Genomic DNA, 18,567 nt, shown 5'->3' with positions numbered 1-18,567 from the left:
GTTCATCGGAAGATGCGTCATTCTAGCATGCATGGCGTCAGCGGCCAGTGCTCCAGCGCAAGCTGCGTCTCGCCGTTTAAACGCAGCAGCGGCTGCGGGCCAGGGAAGTAGCGTGAACTCATGACCCCTTCGCCGTGGTTGATAAAAATCTCCACGCTGGAGCTGTCGAACAGCATTTGCAGATGGGTGACCTCACCACGCCAGTAACGGTGTTCAGGCTGCCCAGTGCACAGGTTGTTGCGCGTCAGACGCAGCAAGGCGCCGTCCCAGCTCAGCGTCATCGCATCGCCAAAGTCGGCGCTGAAAGGGCCGTTGGGCGTCAACAGCACTTCGGCACTGTCGACCGGCCAGCCCGGCGCGTTATCCGCTATTCCCTGCCATTGGCTGCCCTCGCCGCGCAACCGTTGCAGTTCGCGCGCCGGTTGTTGGTAAAGCTTGCCGTTGTGCAACGACAGCTCGCGCGGGCAGGTCATGGTGTGGATCCAACCGTATTGCAACGTCGGGTGGCAGGTTTCGTCCTGTTCAGGTACGCCCATCCAGCCGACTAGCAGACGGCGGCCGTCTTCGGCCAGCGTGGTTTGCGGCGCATAGAATTCGAACCCCGCGTCCAGCTCGTGGAATTCGCCATGTTCAAAGCTCGCCTGCCGATAATCCAGCTTGCCGGTCAGATAGCCCGCCTGGTAAACGTTGAGATAACGCTCAGCCTGTGCCGCCAGCCCCTGCGGGCAACAAATCAACACCTCGGTACCTGCCAGCGTGAACAGATCCGGGCATTCCCACATATAGCCGAAATCGCCCATGCCGTTCAGCTGTGTGCCGGCAATTTCCCCCAACAGCTGCCAACTGCGCAGATCGGTGGAGCGCAGCAACAGCACCTTGCCGCGATCCTGCAGATCACGGGCACCGAGCACCATGTACCAGCTGTCTTGATGGCGCCAAACCTTGGGATCGCGCACGTGGCCGCTGTAGCCTTCCGGCAGCGGCAGCACCGGGCCGAGCTTGTCATACCCGCCCAGCTCATTTTCCAGCGCCAGGCACTGGTACGCGGTGCGAGAGCCGTCGGGGTATTTTACGTTGCCGGTATACGCCAGCATGATTTTGCCGTCTGCCACCACCGCCGAGCCTGAGTAACAGCCGTGGCTGTCGTAACAAGCACCGGGCACCAGCGCCACCGGCTGATGCTGCCAGTTCAACAGATCCGTCGATTGCCAATGGCCCCAGCATTTGTTGCGGTGGTCGCAACCCAGCGGGTTCCATTGATAGAACAGGTGATAAACCCCCTTATGCTGAATAAACCCGTTGGGGTCGTTCAGCAGGCCGACGCTGGGGGCCAGGTGCCATGCCGGCCGGTGAGGATCGCGCAGCGCCAGCGGCATGCCGTCCATCAACGCCTGAACGGCCTGTTTCATCAAATTCAGTTCTTCCATCATTCACTGTCCGTTTTGTATTTCAGCAGCAGCGAGAGCGTAAAGGCGCTGCCGAAGGCGATAACCAGACCAATGATATAGCTCAACAGCGAGTTGGCCTGCACGATCGCCAGCCCCGGGATCGCCGTCAGCCCGACGGCGTTCATGCCGACGTGATTGGCCACCACCCAGGCACCGCCGAGCGCACCGCCCGCCAGTGCCGCCAGGAAGGGCTTCACAAAGCGCAGGTTGATGCCGAACAGCGCCGCCTCGGTAATGCCGAGCATGGCGGAAAAGGCCGAAGGCACCGCAATGGCTTTAATCTTGGCGTCGCGGGTTTTGAAATACACCGCCAGGCAAGCGCCGCCCTGAGCGATATTGGCCATCGACCAGATTGGCAGCAGGAAGTTAACGCCGATTTTCGGGTTGCCGAGCAGCCCGGCTTCGACGGCGTGGAAGCTGTGGTGAATGCCGGTGATGACGATGGCGGAATACAGGCCGCCGAACAGGAATCCGGCGAACCAGCCTGCGTGGGCAATCAGCGTGCTGAGCACGAAGGAGATGCCGTCACCCAATGCGCGCCCGGCGGGGCCGATAAACAGCATGGCGACGAAGCCGGAGATGACCACCGTCAGGAATGGCGTCAGGATCAGGTCCAGCGCGTTGGGGATCACTCTGCGCAGCTGTTTTTCCAGCACGCTCATAAACCACACCGTCAGCAGCACCGGGAACACCGTACCCTGATAGCCGATCATGGCGATCTCGAGCCCGAAGAAATTCATGGTGTGGAAACCGCCGGCGACGCCCCAGGCGTTGGTCAGCGCGGGGTGGGTCAGAATGCCGCCCAGCGTGGCGCCCAGATAAGGGTTGCCGCCGAATTCGCGCGCGGCGGTGAAGCCGATCAGGATAGGCAAGATGATAAACGCCGCCGAGCTGAACATGTCCAGCATCACGAACAGCGCGCTGTTGGCGTCGGCCCAGCCGTAGGTTTTCACCATGCCGAGCAGGCCCATCAGCAGGCCGGAGGCGACGATAGCCGGAATGATCGGTACAAAGATGTTCGACAGCAAACGGGCGATGCGTTGCAGTGGGTTGAGTTTTTTCGCCGCGATGTCGGCGGCTTCAGACTTGCTGGATTCGCTGACGCCCGCCGCCTTGATAAATTCCGCATGCACCTTGTTGACCAGCCCGGTGCCGAAAATCACCTGGATCTGCCCGGCGTTGCTGAAGCAGCCCTTTACCCCGTCAAGCTTGCCAATCGCGGCCTTGTCCACCTTGCTGTCATCCACCAGTACCAGCCGCAGACGGGTGGCGCAGTGGGCGGCGCTGGCGATGTTCTCTTTGCCGCCGAGCAGCGGCAACAGCGCGTTGGCAGTTGCGGTAATGTCCATGTTCTCTCCCTTAATAAATCAAAACGCCGCCGCGGCTTTCCGCGGCGGAAATTAGTCACCAGCCTGCGTCAGAAGAAGTACTTGAATCTGGCGCGCACGCCGTAGCGCTGATCGTTATTGGCGTTGGCTATTTTGTTATCGGCATTGGCTTCCAGCATTGAGACGTAAGCCCCGAGGTACAAATTGAAGTTCTTCATATTCATGATGTTAGGAATCTGATACGAAGTATGGATAGTGTGAATGTCATACTTGCCCGGTTCACTGAGCGGGTTATTGATGTCGGCCGCCATTCCGGCAGTATTAAACTCTTTGATATTGTTGTGGGCGTAGATATACCCCACTTCGAAGCGACGCCACAGCACGTTGACGCCGGCGGTCAAATCCTGCTCGCCCGAAGCGTCCAGATAGGCGGTGCTCAGGTTGGCGACCACGCCGTTGTCCGGATTGGCGGCGGTGTTGTTCCAGCTCAGGGTCATGCCATAGCCGTTGCGTTTGGACTGGTCGACGAATTTCCCCTGATTGTCCTGATAACCATAGGCATTGTTGACCACGTTGCTTTCCATCGCCACTGCCGCGCTGAGCTGGTCTTTCTTCCAGGCGATAACCGGCCGCAGATAGGCCACGTTTTTCTTATTATCCAGGTTGTTACCGTGGTAGGCGTTGTCCTGGAACAGTGAGGTGCCATCCTCCACCAGCGTATTGAGCTCAAAGTAGAAGTCGCCGGCGTATTTGCTCAGCATCAGGTTACCGCCGCTGCTGCTGCGGCCACGGCCTTCTTTCATCATGTAGATATAGCCGAAGCCGTCGGCATACAGATCGTTGGCGGTATTGCCGGAATATTGGATGAAGGTGTCCTGATTGAGCGGGAACATGTCGTAGGCTTCAAAACGCCCGATTTTGGTCTGCCAGTTCTTTTCGTTGCCGAAGAAGAAGGCGGCATCATCGAGGTTCATTTTACCGGTCATATCCGCCAGCGGTTGTACGCTGAAACCGGAGAAGTTGCCGTCCTGGTTGCGACGGTAACCGTCCACGCCGACCAGAATACGACCGTTGATATCCCAGCGCTCTTTGTTGCCGGGCTTCCAGTCCTTGTTGTTGCTGGTTTTCAACGAGGTGAGCTGGCCGCTGCGGCTGGCGCCGTCGAGGTTGAATTCGACGTCGCCATACAGTTTCAGATCATTAAAACCGTTCAACTTCAGGCTGGCAGCCGGTGCGGTCTGGGTTTCCAGCGTCGCGGTACGCTGCGCAACCTGTACGGTTTGCCGCTCGGTGTTGGCGGTACGCTGTTCCAGCTGTTGCGCGTGACGCTCTGCTGCCGTAGCGCGCGTTTCGGCCTGGGTGGCGCGTTGTTCAGCCTGTTGCAGCCGTTGTTCCAGCGCATTCAGACGTGCTTCGATACTGCTGTCGGCGCCAGCCGCCGCAGCAGAGGTGGAGATGAGGAGCCCTGTAGTGACAGCCAAATAACTCAGTTTTTTCATGATTCTCTATCATCCGGGTAAGTTGTTATTGTTTTTTGCTAAATTGCTAAACCGGTTTTTCAGGAAGAAAGATAGAGAGTTGAACGGCGGCTGGCAATCAAGTTTGCTAACCCGATTCAGCTATTGTGATCGAGTACGCAAATTCGCCCCGCAGCAGAAAACGGTGAGCCTGGCCCACCGTTATAGGGCTTAGCGCTGAAGGAAATTTTTTAACTGTTCTGAGGTAGGCAGAGCGGTCATGGCGCCTTTGGCGGTGGTGGCCAAGGCACCGCAGGATTGGGCCTGAGCGATCACCGCCGGCCACTGTTCATCCTGTGGCAGAGCGCCGAGCTGCGCCAGCGCTGCCAGCAGACCGGCGACAAAAGCGTCGCCCGCGCCGGTGGTGTCGACCGGGACAATCGAGGGGGCGCGGAAATGGCGGATCTGTTTGCCGTCATGCACGCACACGCCATCGCCGCCCAGCGTCACCAGCAGCAAACGCAGCGGATAGCGTTGCATCATCCAGTCGATGGCGCTCTCCAGCTCACCGATATTGCTGATAAAGCTCAATTCTTCCTGCGAGATTTTGACCACATGCGCCAGCAGCAGTGCTTTTTGCAGACAGGGGCGCAGGGCTTCCAGCTGGCGCCAGACGTCTTCACGAATATTCGGATCAAAACTCACCCAGCCACCGGCCGCCCTGATGTTCTCCATCGCGGTAAAGGTGGTGCTGCGGCTGGGCTCTTGCGACAGGGCGATAGAGCAAACGTGCAGCCACTCATCCGCTTTGAAATCAGGCAGATCTTCAGGTTGCAGGAACAAATCGGCGCTGGGGGTAACCATGAAAGTGAAGGTGCGTTCGCCGAGCAGATCGAGATCCACCACCACGGTAGAGGTGTGATGAGTGTCGTCCTGAGTCATGTGGCGGATATCCACTTGCTCTTTACGCAGCACCTGCTGCAGAAAAGCGCCGAACCCGTCTTTGCCGACCCGGCCGATAAAGGCGCTGTCGCCACCCAGGCGGGCGATACCGACCGCGACATTGGCAGGTGCGCCGCCGGGGCATTTTAGGTAACTGTTTGAATTTTCAGGAACCAGGTCGACTACGGCGTCACCCAGCACCCATACGCGATTTCCCATGCTCAACCTCTGTTTTAACCTGTGTCAGATGGCGAGCTAAAATAGAAGAACCGGTTTAGCAATGCAACGAAAGAATCCGAAAAAGCGGCCTGGCCCTGTAGGCCCGGGCATCGGAAGAAGGGGTAAAGAGAATAAACTGACGCCCTCTGGAATAAGAAGGCAGGTTAATAAATCTGCCCTGAGAAGCTTAACTGGCGGCTGACCATAGGGCGGTTTGAAATACGCTGAATATAATTAAAAAAGGCGGAGAGAGAATTAATAATATTATTATCACGCAGGGTAATTAATTCCTGTAATGATAAATTGAAAATAGGAATCCTCTTAAACTTTTAGCATTATCAGGAATAAGTTATCCATGATGAATAATTGCATTGTTGCCATGCAATTATTCATAACTATTTTTGGTGAGCATATGTGAAAAATATTAATTTTTACTTTAAAAACAATTTGTTGAATGGTCTTTCTGCAAGGTGAAAATGCGGGGGAATTAGCCCGCAGGATTATTCACACTGCGTGTTTTGTTACCCGGCGCTCATTATTGGCCAAAAGGGAGTTGATCCTGAGTTATTCGTGCGCATAATGTTCGCGTTTATTTACAATTCTTATCATTTTTTTGTCCTTCGACAGGGAAAACGTCATGCGCCTCTCTGCTTACTCTTCGCTCAGCCTTGCTGTGCGCAAGGGATGTATTCCATTGGCTTCCGTTGTCTTGCCGCTGTTTATATTCAATCAACCGGTTCTGGCGGCAGCGCCAAATGGCGATCAACTGATCATACAGCAGCAGCGGCAAAAAGCGCTGGAACAACAGCTGACGCCCCCGACGCCGGATGTGCGGCTGTCGCCGCCTTCGTCCGGTTTTGGCCGCATTGCGTTCCCGCAGGAAAAACCCTGCTTCCCTATCGAACAGATCGTTCTGACCGGCCAGGACAAACTCCCGCACTGGCTGCCGTTGCAGCGCATTGCCAATCAGGCACAGGGCCAGTGCCTGGGCGGGCAGGGCATCAACCTGTTGATGAGCACCCTGCAAAACCGGCTGGTGGATAGCGGCTATATCACCACGCGCGTGCTGGCGCCGACGCAGGATCTGAAAAGCGGCAAATTGCGGTTGGTGGTGGTGCCCGGCTATGTGCGTCAGGTGAAACTGACGCCGGACAGCGGCCGCTACATTCAACCCTACAGCAGTTTCCCGGCCCATGCGGGCAACCTGCTGGACTTGCGCGATATCGAGCAAGGGCTGGAAAATCTGCAGCGCCTGCCGACGGTGCAGGCCAATATGGAAATCATCCCCGGCGAACAGCCCGGCGAAAGCGACATTGCGCTGAGCTGGAAGCAAGAACGCATGTGGCGCGTTGGCGCCTCGCTGGATGACTCCGGCACCAAGAGCACCGGTCGCTATCAGGGCGGCCTGACGCTGTCGCTGGATAACCCGTTCTCGCTCAGCGATCTGTTCTATATCTCCGGCACCACCGACCTGCAAAACCAGGGCGGCAGAGGCACCAAAAACATCACCGGCCATTATTCGGTGCCGTTCGGCTACTGGATGGCCGGGGTGACCGCCAACCGCTATGACTACCACCAGACCATCGCCGGGCAGAATCAGGATTACCGCTACAGCGGCAAGAGCAAAAACCTGGATTTCCAGCTCAGCCGGGTGCTGCACCGCAACGGCAGCCAGAAAACCACGCTGACTTATGACGTGTTGGCGCGCGAGTCGAGCAACTACATCAACGATACCGAAGTGGAAGTGCAGCGTCGCCGCACTTCCGGCTGGCGGCTGGGCTTGCAGCACCGTCATTACATCCAGCAGGCCACGCTGGACGCCGGCGTCAGCTATCAGCGCGGCACCCGCTGGTTCGGCGCATTGCCCGCGCCGGAAGAGACCTTTGGCGAAGCGACGGCGCTCAGCAAAATTATTCAGCTCAACGCCCAGCTTGACGTGCCGTTCAGCCTGTTCAGCCAGGACTTCCACTACAACGTGCAGTACCAGCGTCAGATCAGCGATACCCCGCTGACGCCGCAGGATCAGTTTGCTATCGGCAACCGCTGGACGGTACGCGGCTTTGACGGCGAACGCACCCTGAACGCCAACCGCGGCTGGTTCGTACGCAACGATCTGGCCTGGCGCACGCCGCTGCCGGGGCAAGAACTGTACCTCGGGGCCGACTATGGCGAAGTGGGCGGTTACGGCACCGAATACCTGGTCGGGCAACATCTGGCGGGCGGTGTGGTCGGTCTGCGCGGTTACGCCTTCAAGGTGGGTTACGACCTGTTCGCCGGCGTGCCGTTCTCCAAACCGGACGGCTTCAGCACCAGCCCGGTGACGCTGGGCTTTAACCTGAGCTGGAACTACTGAGGGCACGACGATGCGCATAGGTGACTACGATATTCGATCGCCGCTGATCCTCGGCGGTGATGACAGCGAGGCGGAAGCCTTTGGCGCGGCGGTATGGCTGTGGATGCATTCGCCGATGCACCGCGATGCGCCGTTGCACACCCTGCCGACGCTGCTGCTGCCGATCATCAAGCGTCAGCAGTATGTGCTGGCGTCGTACCAAAATCAGCCGGTGTTTTTCCTCAGTTGGGCCGGGATGAATCAAGAGGCCGAAGCACGCTATTTGACGCAACCGGCGATAAATATGCAGGAAAACGACTGGAACAGCGGCGATCGCCTGTGGTTCTGCGACTGGATTGCCCCGTTCGGCCACACGCGGGAAATGCGCAATCTGATCGCCCGGGATATTTTCCCGCAGTTCTGCGTACGGGCGCTGTACCACCGTGGGGCGCAGCGCGGCAAACGCGTCGTGAACTTTAAAGGCGCTCAGGTCAGCCACCAGCAAGCGCAGCAATGGTGGGCGAACCACCCGTTAGCCGTCGAGCCGTCGGACATTCAATAAGGACATTGCCATGAACAAGAACCTGTACCGTATCGTTTTCAACAAAGCGCGTGGCATGCTGATGGTGGTGGCGGATATCGCCCGCTCCGGCCGCGCCGGATCCGCACGGTCGCCTGGCCTGGGCCATACCCTGAGCCAGTGCATCGGCAAGATGAGCGCCGTCAGCTTCAGTCTGTTATTGGCGCTGGGCGCGATACAGCCGGTGCAGGCGGCCATTGTCGCCGACCACAATGCGCCGGGCGGCCAGCAGCCGACCATCGTCAACAGCGCCAACGGTACGCCGCAGGTCAATATCCAGACCCCAAGCGCCGGTGGGGTTTCCCGCAATACCTACAGCCAGTTCGACGTCGACAAACAGGGCGCGATCCTCAACAACTCGCACAAAATGACCCAGACCCAACAGGGCGGCTGGGTCGATGGCAACCCGTGGCTGGCAAAAGGCGAAGCCAAGGTGATCCTCAACGAAGTCAACTCCCGCGATCCCAGCCGTCTGAACGGGTATATCGAGGTCGCCGGCCAGCGCGCGCAGGTGGTGATCGCCAACCCTTCCGGCATTACCTGTAATGGCTGCGGCTTTATCAATGCCAACCGCGCCACGCTGACCACCGGCCAGGCGCAGATGAACAACGGCAATCTGACCGGTTTTAACGTCGAGCGCGGCGAAGTGGTGGTGGAAGGCGCCGGCATGGACAGTTCGCGTCAGGATTACACCGAGATCATTGCCCGTTCGACCAAGATCAACGCCGGACTGTGGGCCAACGATTTGCAAGTCACCACCGGGCGCAACAAGGTGGATGCGGCGCATCAGCAGATCGAAAAACAGGGCGACGATCCGGCCACCCGCCCGCAGCTGGCGGTGGACGTGGCCAAGCTGGGCGGCATGTACGCCGGCAAGATCCGCATGATCGGCACCGAAACCGGCGTCGGGGTGCGCAACGCCGGTAATATCGGCGCGCAGGCCGGCAGCGTGGTAGTGACCGCCGACGGCCGCATCGAAAACAGCGGTGCCATCAGCAGCGGCGGCGATATGGCGCTTGCCGCGAAAGGGGGCGTCGGCAACAGCGGTTCACTGTTCGCTGCGGGCAATGCAGGCGTCACCAGCGAGGGTGAAGTGCAAAACAGCGGTTCTATCGCTGCGCGCAACAATGTACAGGTTCAGGCTGCCAGCCTGAACAGCGGCAAAGGCAGCACCCTGGCGGCAGGCGTGCAGCAGGACGGCAAACTGGGCGGCAACGGCGAACTGGCGTTGAGCGCCAGCGGCAAACTGACCGCGCAGGGCCAGAACCTGGCGGCGGGCAACCTGCGTGCCAGCGGGCAAGGCATGGACATCAGCGGCAGCCGCACCGCCGGTACCAATGTAACGCTGAACGCCGGGCAGAGCGACCTGACGGCGGCCAACGCCCAGGTTGAGGCGGCGCAGCAACTGGCCGCCGATACCGGCAAAGGGTTGAACAACGACGGCGGCAAGCTGACGGCGAACAAACTGGCGCTGAACGCGCAGGATCTCTCTAACCGCAAGGGCGAGATCGCTCAGCTTGGCGAAGACGATCTGGCATTGAATCAGCAGGGCAAACTGGACAACGGCGGCGGCCGCATCGCCAGCAACGGCAACAACCTGACGCTGAACGCCGGGGCGATCGACAACCAGAGCGGGCAGATTATCCATGCCGGCAAGGGCAGGCTGGCGGTAAATACCGGCCGGCTGCAAGGGGATAACGGCAAGCTGTTGTCCAACGGGCAGCTCTCGATGCAGGGTGGCGATTACGTGCTGGATGGCGGCACTACGTCGGCGCAGCAGATCGTTATGGATGCCGGTAGCCTGTCCAACCGCAATGGCCAATTGGTGCAGAGCGGCAACGGCGACATGCGCCTCAGCACCCGTAAGGGTATCGACAATCAGGGCGGCCAACTGGCGGCCAACGGCAATGTGGCCTTGAACGCCGCACAGCTGAACAACCAAAACGGCAAAGTGATCGCCGCGCAGGACGGCAGCCTGAATGCGCAGATTGGCGGCACCCTCGACAACCAGCAGGGCCAACTGGCCGCGAGCGCCAATACGCGATTGCAGGCGGATAAACTGGATAACCGCAAGGGCCTGGTTTCCGCCGCTACCGGCAACAGCGAGGTGGTGACCGGTCAGGCGCTGGATAACCGCAGCGGCCGTATCGAGGCCAAACAGGGGCTGCAACTGAGCGGCACCGGGCTGGAAAACCAGGGTGGGCAAGTGGTTGGCGGTGCGGTTTCTCTGGCGCTGGGCAACGGCGCATTGAACAACCAACAGGGCGCTATCGCCGCTGCGGGCGATCTGCGCCTGAACGGCGGGGCGCTGACCAATGACGGCGGCCTGCTGCAATCCGCCGGCGACATGAGCCTCGACACCCAGGGGGCGGCGTTGAGCAACCGCCTGAGCGGTGAAACCGGCGGCATTCTCAGCCAGGGGGCGCTGTCGATCCACAGCGGTGCGCTGGACAATAGCCAGGGCATGCTGGTGGGCGGCGGTGCCACCGAAGTGTTCACCGGCCGGCTGGATAACAGCCAAGGCACGCTGGTTGGCAAGCAGCGGTTGAACATCGACAGCCTGGCATTGACCAACGACGGCGGCCTGTTGCAGGCCGGCGGCGACGCGACAATCGATACCCACGGCCAGGCATTGACCAACCGCGACAGCGGCAACAATGGCGGCATCAGCAGCCTGGGCAAACTGAACATCGCCGGCGGCGAGGTGGATAACCAAAGCGGCTTTATCGCCAGCTCGGGCGACCTGCAACTGCTTGGCAGCCAACTGGATAACCGCCACGGCACGCTGGCTTCCGAAAAACAGCTGTCGGCGACCGCCGGTGTGATCAATAACCAGGGCGGGGCGATAAAATCCGGCCAGGACATGGTGCTGAACGCCAAACAACGGCTGGATAACAGCAATCTCGGGGTGATAGGCGCAGGCAAAAAACTGCAGCTGGACAGCGGGTCTCTGCTGAATAATCAGGGGACGCTGGTCAGCGCCGATGCGGCGAAAATCAACTTTGCCATGCTGGAAAACCGGGGCGGCCAACTGGCGGCCCAAACGGCGCTGGAGCTGCACGGCAATAGCCTCAACAACAACGACGGTGGGTTGATCCAGAGCGGCGATCGCCTGGATCTGGCGGTCGATCGGCTGACCAACGCCAACAGCGGCGAGAAAGGCGGCATCACCAGCCAGGGCGCGATGAACCTGTCTACCGGCCTGTTCGACAACGGCCAGGGTGCGGTGATTGCCGGCAAAAATCTGCAACTTGACGCCGATACGGTGCTGAACGGTGGCGGCAAGCTGGTGGCGCAGCAGGCATTGACGCTCACCACCACCGGCGCGGGCGGCCTGAACAATCAGAGCGGGCTGGTGCAGGCCGGCGGCGACATGCTGCTGGATACCCGCGGCCAGCAGCTGGATAACCAAAACGGCACTCTCCACAGCCTGGGCCAGCTGCAACTCAACGGCGGCGACGTCAATAACCAGGGCGGTACGCTGGGGGCCAAGGGCGATTTCATGCTGGCGGCGCTCAAATTGGACAACAGCAACGGCGGGCGGATTATCGGCGAGCAGGCGGTAACGCTGAACAACACCGGGCTGGATAACCGCAACGGGCAGATTCAGGCGGTCGGCAATCTGTTGCTGGGCAGCGCGCAGGGGATTATCGATAACACCCTGGGGCTGATCCGCAGCGGCGCTACCGTGACGCTCAACGCCCTGCAATTCACCAACGACGCCACGCTGGCGGAAAATAAAGGGCTGGAAGGCCAGAGGGTAACGCTGAACACCGGCACGCTGAGCAACCGTGGCGGCAGCATTTTGGCTGACCGGCAGTTGGCCATCACCAACGATGGCACCCTGGATAACAGCGGCGGCCAGCTGGCGGCGGCCGACAACCTGCAATTGAAGGGCACGGCGCTCAACCTGCTGAACACCGGCGGCACGCTCAAAGCCGGCAAGCTGCTGGAGATTAACGCCAACGCGATCGGCGGTGACGGGCAGCTGTTGTCGCTGGGCGATATCAATCTGGTCAGCGCCCAGGGCATCAATAACAGCGGCGAGATGATCGCCAACGGCAATTTCAACTTCACCACGCCGGGCGATGTCACCAACAGCGGCAAGCTGCTGGCGGGTGCGAAGCTGGATCTGCATGCCAATAACCTGTTTAACGCCGCCAGCGGCGAGATCAACGCCGGGCAGGATTGGCTGACGGTGAACGGCACCCTGACCAACTACGGCCTGATCGACGGTAAGCACACCCTGCTGACGGCCAACACGCTGAACAACATCGGCACCGGCCGTATTTATGGCGACGCCATCGGCGTGCAGACCGCTACCTTCAACAACCTGGCGGAGAACGGCACCGCCGCCACGCTGGCCGGGCGCGAGCGAGTGGATATCGGCACCCAGACGCTGAACAACTATGATCACGGGCTGATTTACAGCGGTGGCGATATGGTGATTGGCGGCCAGCTTGACGCCAACCACCTGGCAAGCGGCCAGGCAGGCACCCTTAACAACCACAGTTCGACCATTGAGTCTGCGGGCAACATGGCGCTGTCCGCCGCGTTGATCAACAACATCAACGATCGTTTCAGTACCGAGTTGGTCACCGTTTCCAACGAAAAAGTCACCGAGTATCAGCAATCCGGCGATCCGGTGCGCTGGCAGGCGGGGGAGCAAGGCGTCTTCGTTGACCACAATTCGTCAGACTCATTGCTGAACCTGAACACCCCAGGCAAAACCGGGCACGGCCACGACAGATTCAATCAGTACGACTATAACCGGACGGTGCAGGAAACCCAGATTAAGGAAAGCGACCCGGCCAAGATCATCGCCGGTGGCGATATGGCGATCAATGCCGGTCATCTGCTCAATGACAAGAGCCAGGTGGTGGCCGGTGGCACGCTGGCGATTAACGCCGGCAGCGTGGATAACGTGGCGGTGGCGGGCCAGCGGCTGACCACCGACGTCGGTGAAGTGACCAGCTACTACCGCATCAAGAAAAAAGGGTCCGACTCACAAGGGCATAACACCACGGCCTACACGCCGCCGACCAGTATCCAGACCATCGCGCTGAAACCGAGCCAACTGATCGACCACGGGCAGGTGACGGGCAACCCGATAGCCATTGCACCGCTGACGCCGCAAGGCACAGACGCTACCATCGGCCAGGCCGGCGGGGTGAGCGCGGCAGTCACCGGCAGCGATGTTTCCGCCGGGATGCAGACCATCGGCGGTGGCGAACTGCCGGTGATTCAGGCGGCGGCCCTGCAACCGGGCCAGCAGTTTGAAGTGGCCAACAAAGTGAATGCCCAGCAGGGCGACGCGGCGAGCAGCGTGGTGCGCATCGTCGGGCCGGATACCCGCCTGCCGGACAACAGCCTGTTCAAGACCAATCCGGCGCCGGGCGGCCAGTATCTGGTGGAAACCGATCCGCGCTTCACCAACCAAAAATCCTGGCTGGGCTCGGATTACATGATCGCGAAAGCCACCAATAACCAGGACAACGTGCTGAAACGTCTGGGGGATGGCTACTACGAGCAGCGGCTGATCCGCGAACAGGTGATCAACCTGACCGGCCAGCGTTATCTGGACGGGTACAACAACGACGAAGAGCAGTTCAAGGCGTTGATGGATCAGGGGTTGGCCTTCAGCCAGCAATATAACCTGAAGGTCGGCGTGGCGCTGACGCCGGAACAAATGGGGCTGTTGACCAAAGATATCGTCTGGCTGGTGAATGCCAAAGTTACGTTGCCGGACGGCAGCCAGCAAAACGTACTGGTGCCGCAGGTGTATGCCCGCATGCAACCGGGCGATCTGGACGGCTCCGGCGCGCTGATCGCCGGGCGCAACGTTAACCTCAACCTGGGCGACGGCCTGTTCAACAGCGGCCATATCGCCGGGCGCGAAGTGGTGAAACTGAGCGCCGCCAACATCACCAATATGGCGGGCAGCATTCAGGGGGCCGACGTCGGCCTGACCGCCCGCACCGATATCAATAATATCGGCGGCGTGATCCAGGGCAACAACTCGCTGCTGGCCAGCGCCGGGCGCGACATTAATGCCATCAGCACTACCCGAGCGGCGCAAAGCGTGAACGGCGCCAACAGCTTCGAGCGCACCAATATCGACAGCGTGGCCGGCATGTACGTGCAGGGCGCTGACGGCAAACTGATGCTGCAGGCCGGGCGCGACATCAAACTGGATGCGGCGCAGGTGGTCAACAGCGGCGAGAACGGCCAAACGCTGCTGAGCGCCGGGCGCGATCTCAACCTGAACGCGGTGACCACAGCCAGCCGCGACAACCTGATCTGGAACGGCGACAACAGCCTGAAACAGGGCAATAGCCAGCAGGTGGGCAGCGAAGTGGTCGGCAAAGGTGCGGTGACCCTCAATGCGGGCAACGATATCACTGCTCATGCGGCGACGATTTCCGCCGGCGAGGCGCTGAACCTGAATGCCGGCCATGACGTCAACATCCTCAACGGCGAAAACACCCAGGATCTTGACGAGCGCCACAAGGTGACCGGCGGCAACGGCCTGATGTCGAAAACCACCACCACCACCCGCGACACCCTGGATCGCCAGACCCTGCAGAGCAGCACCCTGAGCGGCGACAGCATCAAGGTGCTGGCGGGCAACGATCTGCGCGTGCAGGGCAGCAGCGTGGCCGGCACCCAGGACGTGAAGCTGCTGGCGGGCCATGATTTGACCGTCACCGGCGCCACCGAGCGCAACAGCGAATTGCACCTCAAGCAGGAGAAAAAATCCGGCCTGATGAGCAGCGGCGGCATCGGCATCAGCTACGGCACCGAAAGCCTGAAAACCACCGACACCGCGCAGGGGGTGACCAACCAGGGCAGCACCGTCGGCAGCGTGAACGGCAACGTCACGCTGGGGGCGGGCAACAATCTGGCGGTAACCGGCTCCGAGCTGGTGGCCGGCAAGGACATGGCGCTGAGCGGCAAGAATGTGTCGGTGACGCAGGCGCAGGACGAAAACAGCCAGACCCACAAGGTCGAGCAGAAAAAATCCGGGCTGACGCTGGCGCTTTCCGGCACCGTCGGCAGCGCGCTGAACACCGCCGTGGAAACCTCGCAACAGGCAAAATCCACCGACGACAGCCGCCTGGCGGCCTTGCAGGGCACCAAAGCGGCGCTGAGCGGCGTGCAGGCGGTACAGGCGGCGCGCTTGGCGCAGGCGCAGGGCAGCGACCCGGCCAATGACAACATGGTGGGGATCAGCATTTCCTACGGCACCCAGTCTTCCACCTCTACCCAGAACAGCGGGCAGAGCACCGCCCAGGGCAGCAGCCTGACGGCGGGCAACAACCTGAGCATCACCGCCGGCGGCAACGGCGTGAAGGGCCAGGACGGCGACATTCTGGTGCAGGGCAGCCAGTTGCAGGCGGGCAAGGACGTCACCCTGAACGCCAACCGCGACGTGAACCTGCTTTCCGCCAAAAACACCCAGTATCTGGACGGCAAGAACGAGAGCCAGGGCGGCACCCTTGGGGTGGGCATCGGCGTTGGCTCCGGCGGCATCGGGCTGAGCATTTCGGCCAGCGTCAACAAAGGCAAGGGCAACGAGAAAGGCAACGGCACCAGCTACACCGAAACCACGGTCAATGCCGGTAATCAGGTCAACATCACCAGCGGGCGCGACACCAATCTGATCGGCGCGCAGGTCACCGGCGAATCGGTCAAAGCCGATGTGGGCCGCAACCTGTTGCTGGAGAGCCAGCAGGACAGCGACCGTTACGATTCCAAACAGCAGAACGCCAGCGCGGGCGGCAGCTTCACCTTTGGTTCGATGACCGGTTCGGGCAGCATCAGCCTGAGCAAAGACAAAATGCACAGCAATTACGACAGCGTGCAGGAGCAGACGGGCATCTTTGCCGGCAAGGGCGGTTTTGACGTGACGGTGGGCGAACACACCCAGCTTAACGGCGCGGTGATAGGCAGCACCGCCACGGCGGATAAAAACAAGCTCGACACCGGCACGCTGGGCTTTAAGGACATCCACAATCAGGCGGACTTCGAGGTAGAGCACCAGAGCGTGGGCATCAGCTCCGGCGGCAGCATCGGCAGCCAGTTCGCCGGCAATATGGCCAACGGCCTGCTGGTGGGGGCCAACAACAGCGGGCACGACAGCTCCACCACCCATGCGGCGGTGAGCGACGGCACCATTGTTATTCGCGATCAGGACAAGCAGACGCAGAACGTCAGCGATCTGAGCCGCGACGTCGAGCACGCCAACCAGACGTTAAGCCCGATCTTCGACAAGGAGAAAGAGCAGAAACGGCTGCAACAGGCGCAGCTGATCGGCGAGATCGGCAATCAGGCGATGGACATAGCGCGGACCGAGGGTTCGATCGCCGCGACCAAAGCCGCGAAAGAGAAGATGAATAACGTCACGGACGCCGATCGTCAGGCCGCGGCGGCTAAACTGGCGAAAGAGAAACCGGGCAAGGTCATCACCGAGGACGATATCAACGCGCAGATTTACCAGACGGCGTATAACCAGGCGTTTAGCGAATCGGGTTATGGTACGGGCGGTAAGGTGCAGCGCGCCATGCAGGCAGCCACGGCGGCAGTTCAGGGATTGTCTGGTGGCGATTTGACAGGGGCATTGGCTAATGGGGCCGCGCCTTATATCACCAAAGTGATAGCAGACAGTATCGACGATCCGGCAGCGAGAGTCCTGGCGCATGCGGCGGTCAATGGTGCGCTGGCAGCGGCTCAGGGCAATAACGCCTTGGTTGGTGCAGGTGGTGCAGCGACCGGTGAGCTTATCGGCATGATTGCTGTCAATGCTTACGGTAAACCGGTGAGTGAACTGAGCGAAACGGAGAAGCAGACGGTATCGGCATTGGCTACACTGGCGGCAGGGCTGGCCGGCGGGCTGATTGGCGACAGCACTGCCGATGCGGTCGCGGGAGCGCAGACTGGTAAGACGGTGGTTGAGAACAATGCGATTAGCGATATCGTAGAGAATAAATTCTCTGGGATAACGCAGGAAGAAAAATACCAAAGAGCGCAGGATGAGCTTAAAGCGGCAGTAGAGGCCTATCAGCAGAAAACCTGTGCCGGGTTGAGCCCAGATGCTTGTTCGGCCAAGTTGCAGGCTAACAGAGATGAAATGCTGAAAGGCGCTGCCGGTTTTGGTATAGACTTTGTACCTGTGGTGGGTGATATCAAGAGTTTTGCGGAAGCGCAGAGCGCACTGGATTACCTGGCCGCGACAGTAGGTCTGATTCCTGTGCTGGGAGATGGTGCCGGTAAGTTCATCAAGGCGGCAGAAAAAGCGCTGGAAAAAGGTGATGTTGCTGAAGCGTCGAAGTTACTTAATAAGGCCAGCGATGAAATTCAATCAGTAAAAGCCTTAGATGTCGGTGCTTATAAAGATCTCAAAGCGCGAGAAGTCGTTGGTGATGGGCTGGAGCATGATCATATTCCATCATTTGCTGCCCTTCGTAAGGCAAAGGAAACTGAGCTGGGTAGAAAATTGAGTCCAGCAGAAGAAAAAGCTTTATATCAGAATGCTACGGCAGTTGAGGTTCCTAAAGATGTACATACAGCAGGGCCGACATATGGTGGTAAGAATAACGCCACTCAGGTTCAAAAGGATGCAATGGATCTTTGCGGAGCTGTATGCCGTGATACTGATTCTTTAAGAAATAACATGTTAGAGCGAGGGTATGACCCTAAACTGGTCGATGATGCGATAAAACAGATTCAGGATAGGAACCAGCAAATGGGAGTGATTAAATAATGTTGCCATGGAATTACTTTATTGAGATTTTAGGGTGTTCAAAATTTGATGATAAATTTGTTAAATTGTCTGAAAAATTCAATGAGTTACCAAGTTTCGATACAGGTGTATTGGGTGACAGGAATTATTATTCCTTCTTCCAAACAGGTGTTTTGTTGTTGTTAGAAAATGAAACAGTAAATCAAATTAGTTTCTACATACAGCCGGATGAAGGGTTCTCAGCCTATAAAGGGGCTTTACCATTCAAAGGGCTAGAGTCTGAAAATATCCAATTGCTAGGTGAACCCTCAGCCAGTGGCGGGGGAAAAATGGATATGCTTCTGGGCTACATAAATCGCTGGATCAAATATGAAAAAGAAGGTTATGCCTTACACCTGCAATTTGATCAAAACGGGAAGTTGTGTAGAGCCAGTCTGATGTGCTTATAGTGAGAGATCCCGGCTAAGTCGCCGGGATTTTTTATTTGTCACTCAGCCAGAGCGCGGATCACCAGTTGCC

8 protein-coding genes are annotated in these 18,567 nt (G+C 59.2%); 4 read left to right on the top strand and 4 right to left on the bottom strand.

The window, feature by feature from the left end:
• Positions 1-17: 17 nt before the first annotated feature.
• From D4100_RS19270 to D4100_RS19250, 4 genes are all read right to left on the bottom strand, one after another.
• Positions 18-1,427 (bottom strand): glycoside hydrolase family 32 protein, encoded by a 1,410-nt coding sequence (locus D4100_RS19270; protein ID WP_119805094.1) that lies wholly within the window; start codon positions 1,425-1,427, stop codon positions 18-20.
• Positions 1,427-2,797, bottom strand: a complete 1,371-nt coding sequence (locus D4100_RS19265) for a sucrose-specific PTS transporter subunit IIBC (protein ID WP_006320642.1) — start codon at positions 2,795-2,797, stop codon at positions 1,427-1,429. Before D4100_RS19265 ends, D4100_RS19270 begins: the two co-directional genes overlap by 1 nt.
• A gap of 68 nt (positions 2,798-2,865) precedes the next feature.
• Complete coding sequence (locus tag D4100_RS19260) at positions 2,866-4,275, bottom strand: carbohydrate porin (protein WP_119805046.1); 1,410 nt, start codon at positions 4,273-4,275, stop codon at positions 2,866-2,868.
• Positions 4,276-4,464: 189 nt separating this feature from the next.
• On the bottom strand, positions 4,465-5,394 hold the full coding sequence (locus D4100_RS19250; protein WP_119805045.1) for an aminoimidazole riboside kinase: 930 nt from the start codon (positions 5,392-5,394) through the stop codon (positions 4,465-4,467).
• 637 nt (positions 5,395-6,031) lie between these two features.
• Here D4100_RS19250 and D4100_RS19245 point away from each other — a divergent pair.
• Genes D4100_RS19245 through D4100_RS19230 form a run of 4 tightly spaced genes read left to right on the top strand, consistent with a single transcriptional unit; the run spans position 6,032 to position 18,497 of the window.
• Positions 6,032-7,747: a ShlB/FhaC/HecB family hemolysin secretion/activation protein gene (locus D4100_RS19245; protein ID WP_119805044.1), complete on the top strand. Its 1,716-nt coding sequence runs from the start codon at positions 6,032-6,034 to the stop codon at positions 7,745-7,747.
• A gap of 10 nt (positions 7,748-7,757) precedes the next feature.
• Positions 7,758-8,288, top strand: a complete 531-nt coding sequence (locus D4100_RS19240) for a toxin-activating lysine-acyltransferase (protein WP_119805043.1) — start codon at positions 7,758-7,760, stop codon at positions 8,286-8,288.
• A 10-nt stretch (positions 8,289-8,298) separates the two neighbouring features.
• Positions 8,299-18,069 carry a hemagglutinin repeat-containing protein gene (locus D4100_RS19235; RefSeq protein WP_244941687.1) on the top strand — a complete coding sequence of 3,257 codons (9,771 nt, stop codon included), beginning with the start codon at positions 8,299-8,301 and terminating at the stop codon, positions 18,067-18,069.
• Positions 18,069-18,497 (top strand): hypothetical protein, encoded by a 429-nt coding sequence (locus D4100_RS19230; RefSeq protein WP_119805042.1) that lies wholly within the window; start codon positions 18,069-18,071, stop codon positions 18,495-18,497. Before D4100_RS19235 ends, D4100_RS19230 begins: the two co-directional genes overlap by 1 nt.
• The last annotated feature ends 70 nt before the right edge of the window (positions 18,498-18,567 follow it).

It is taken from the genome of Serratia inhibens (genome assembly GCF_003591175.1).
Classification (GTDB): Bacteria; Pseudomonadota; Gammaproteobacteria; order Enterobacterales; family Enterobacteriaceae; genus Serratia; species Serratia inhibens.
Note: the sequence above shows the minus strand (reverse complement) of the source record. Positions and strands in the feature narration are given on the sequence as shown.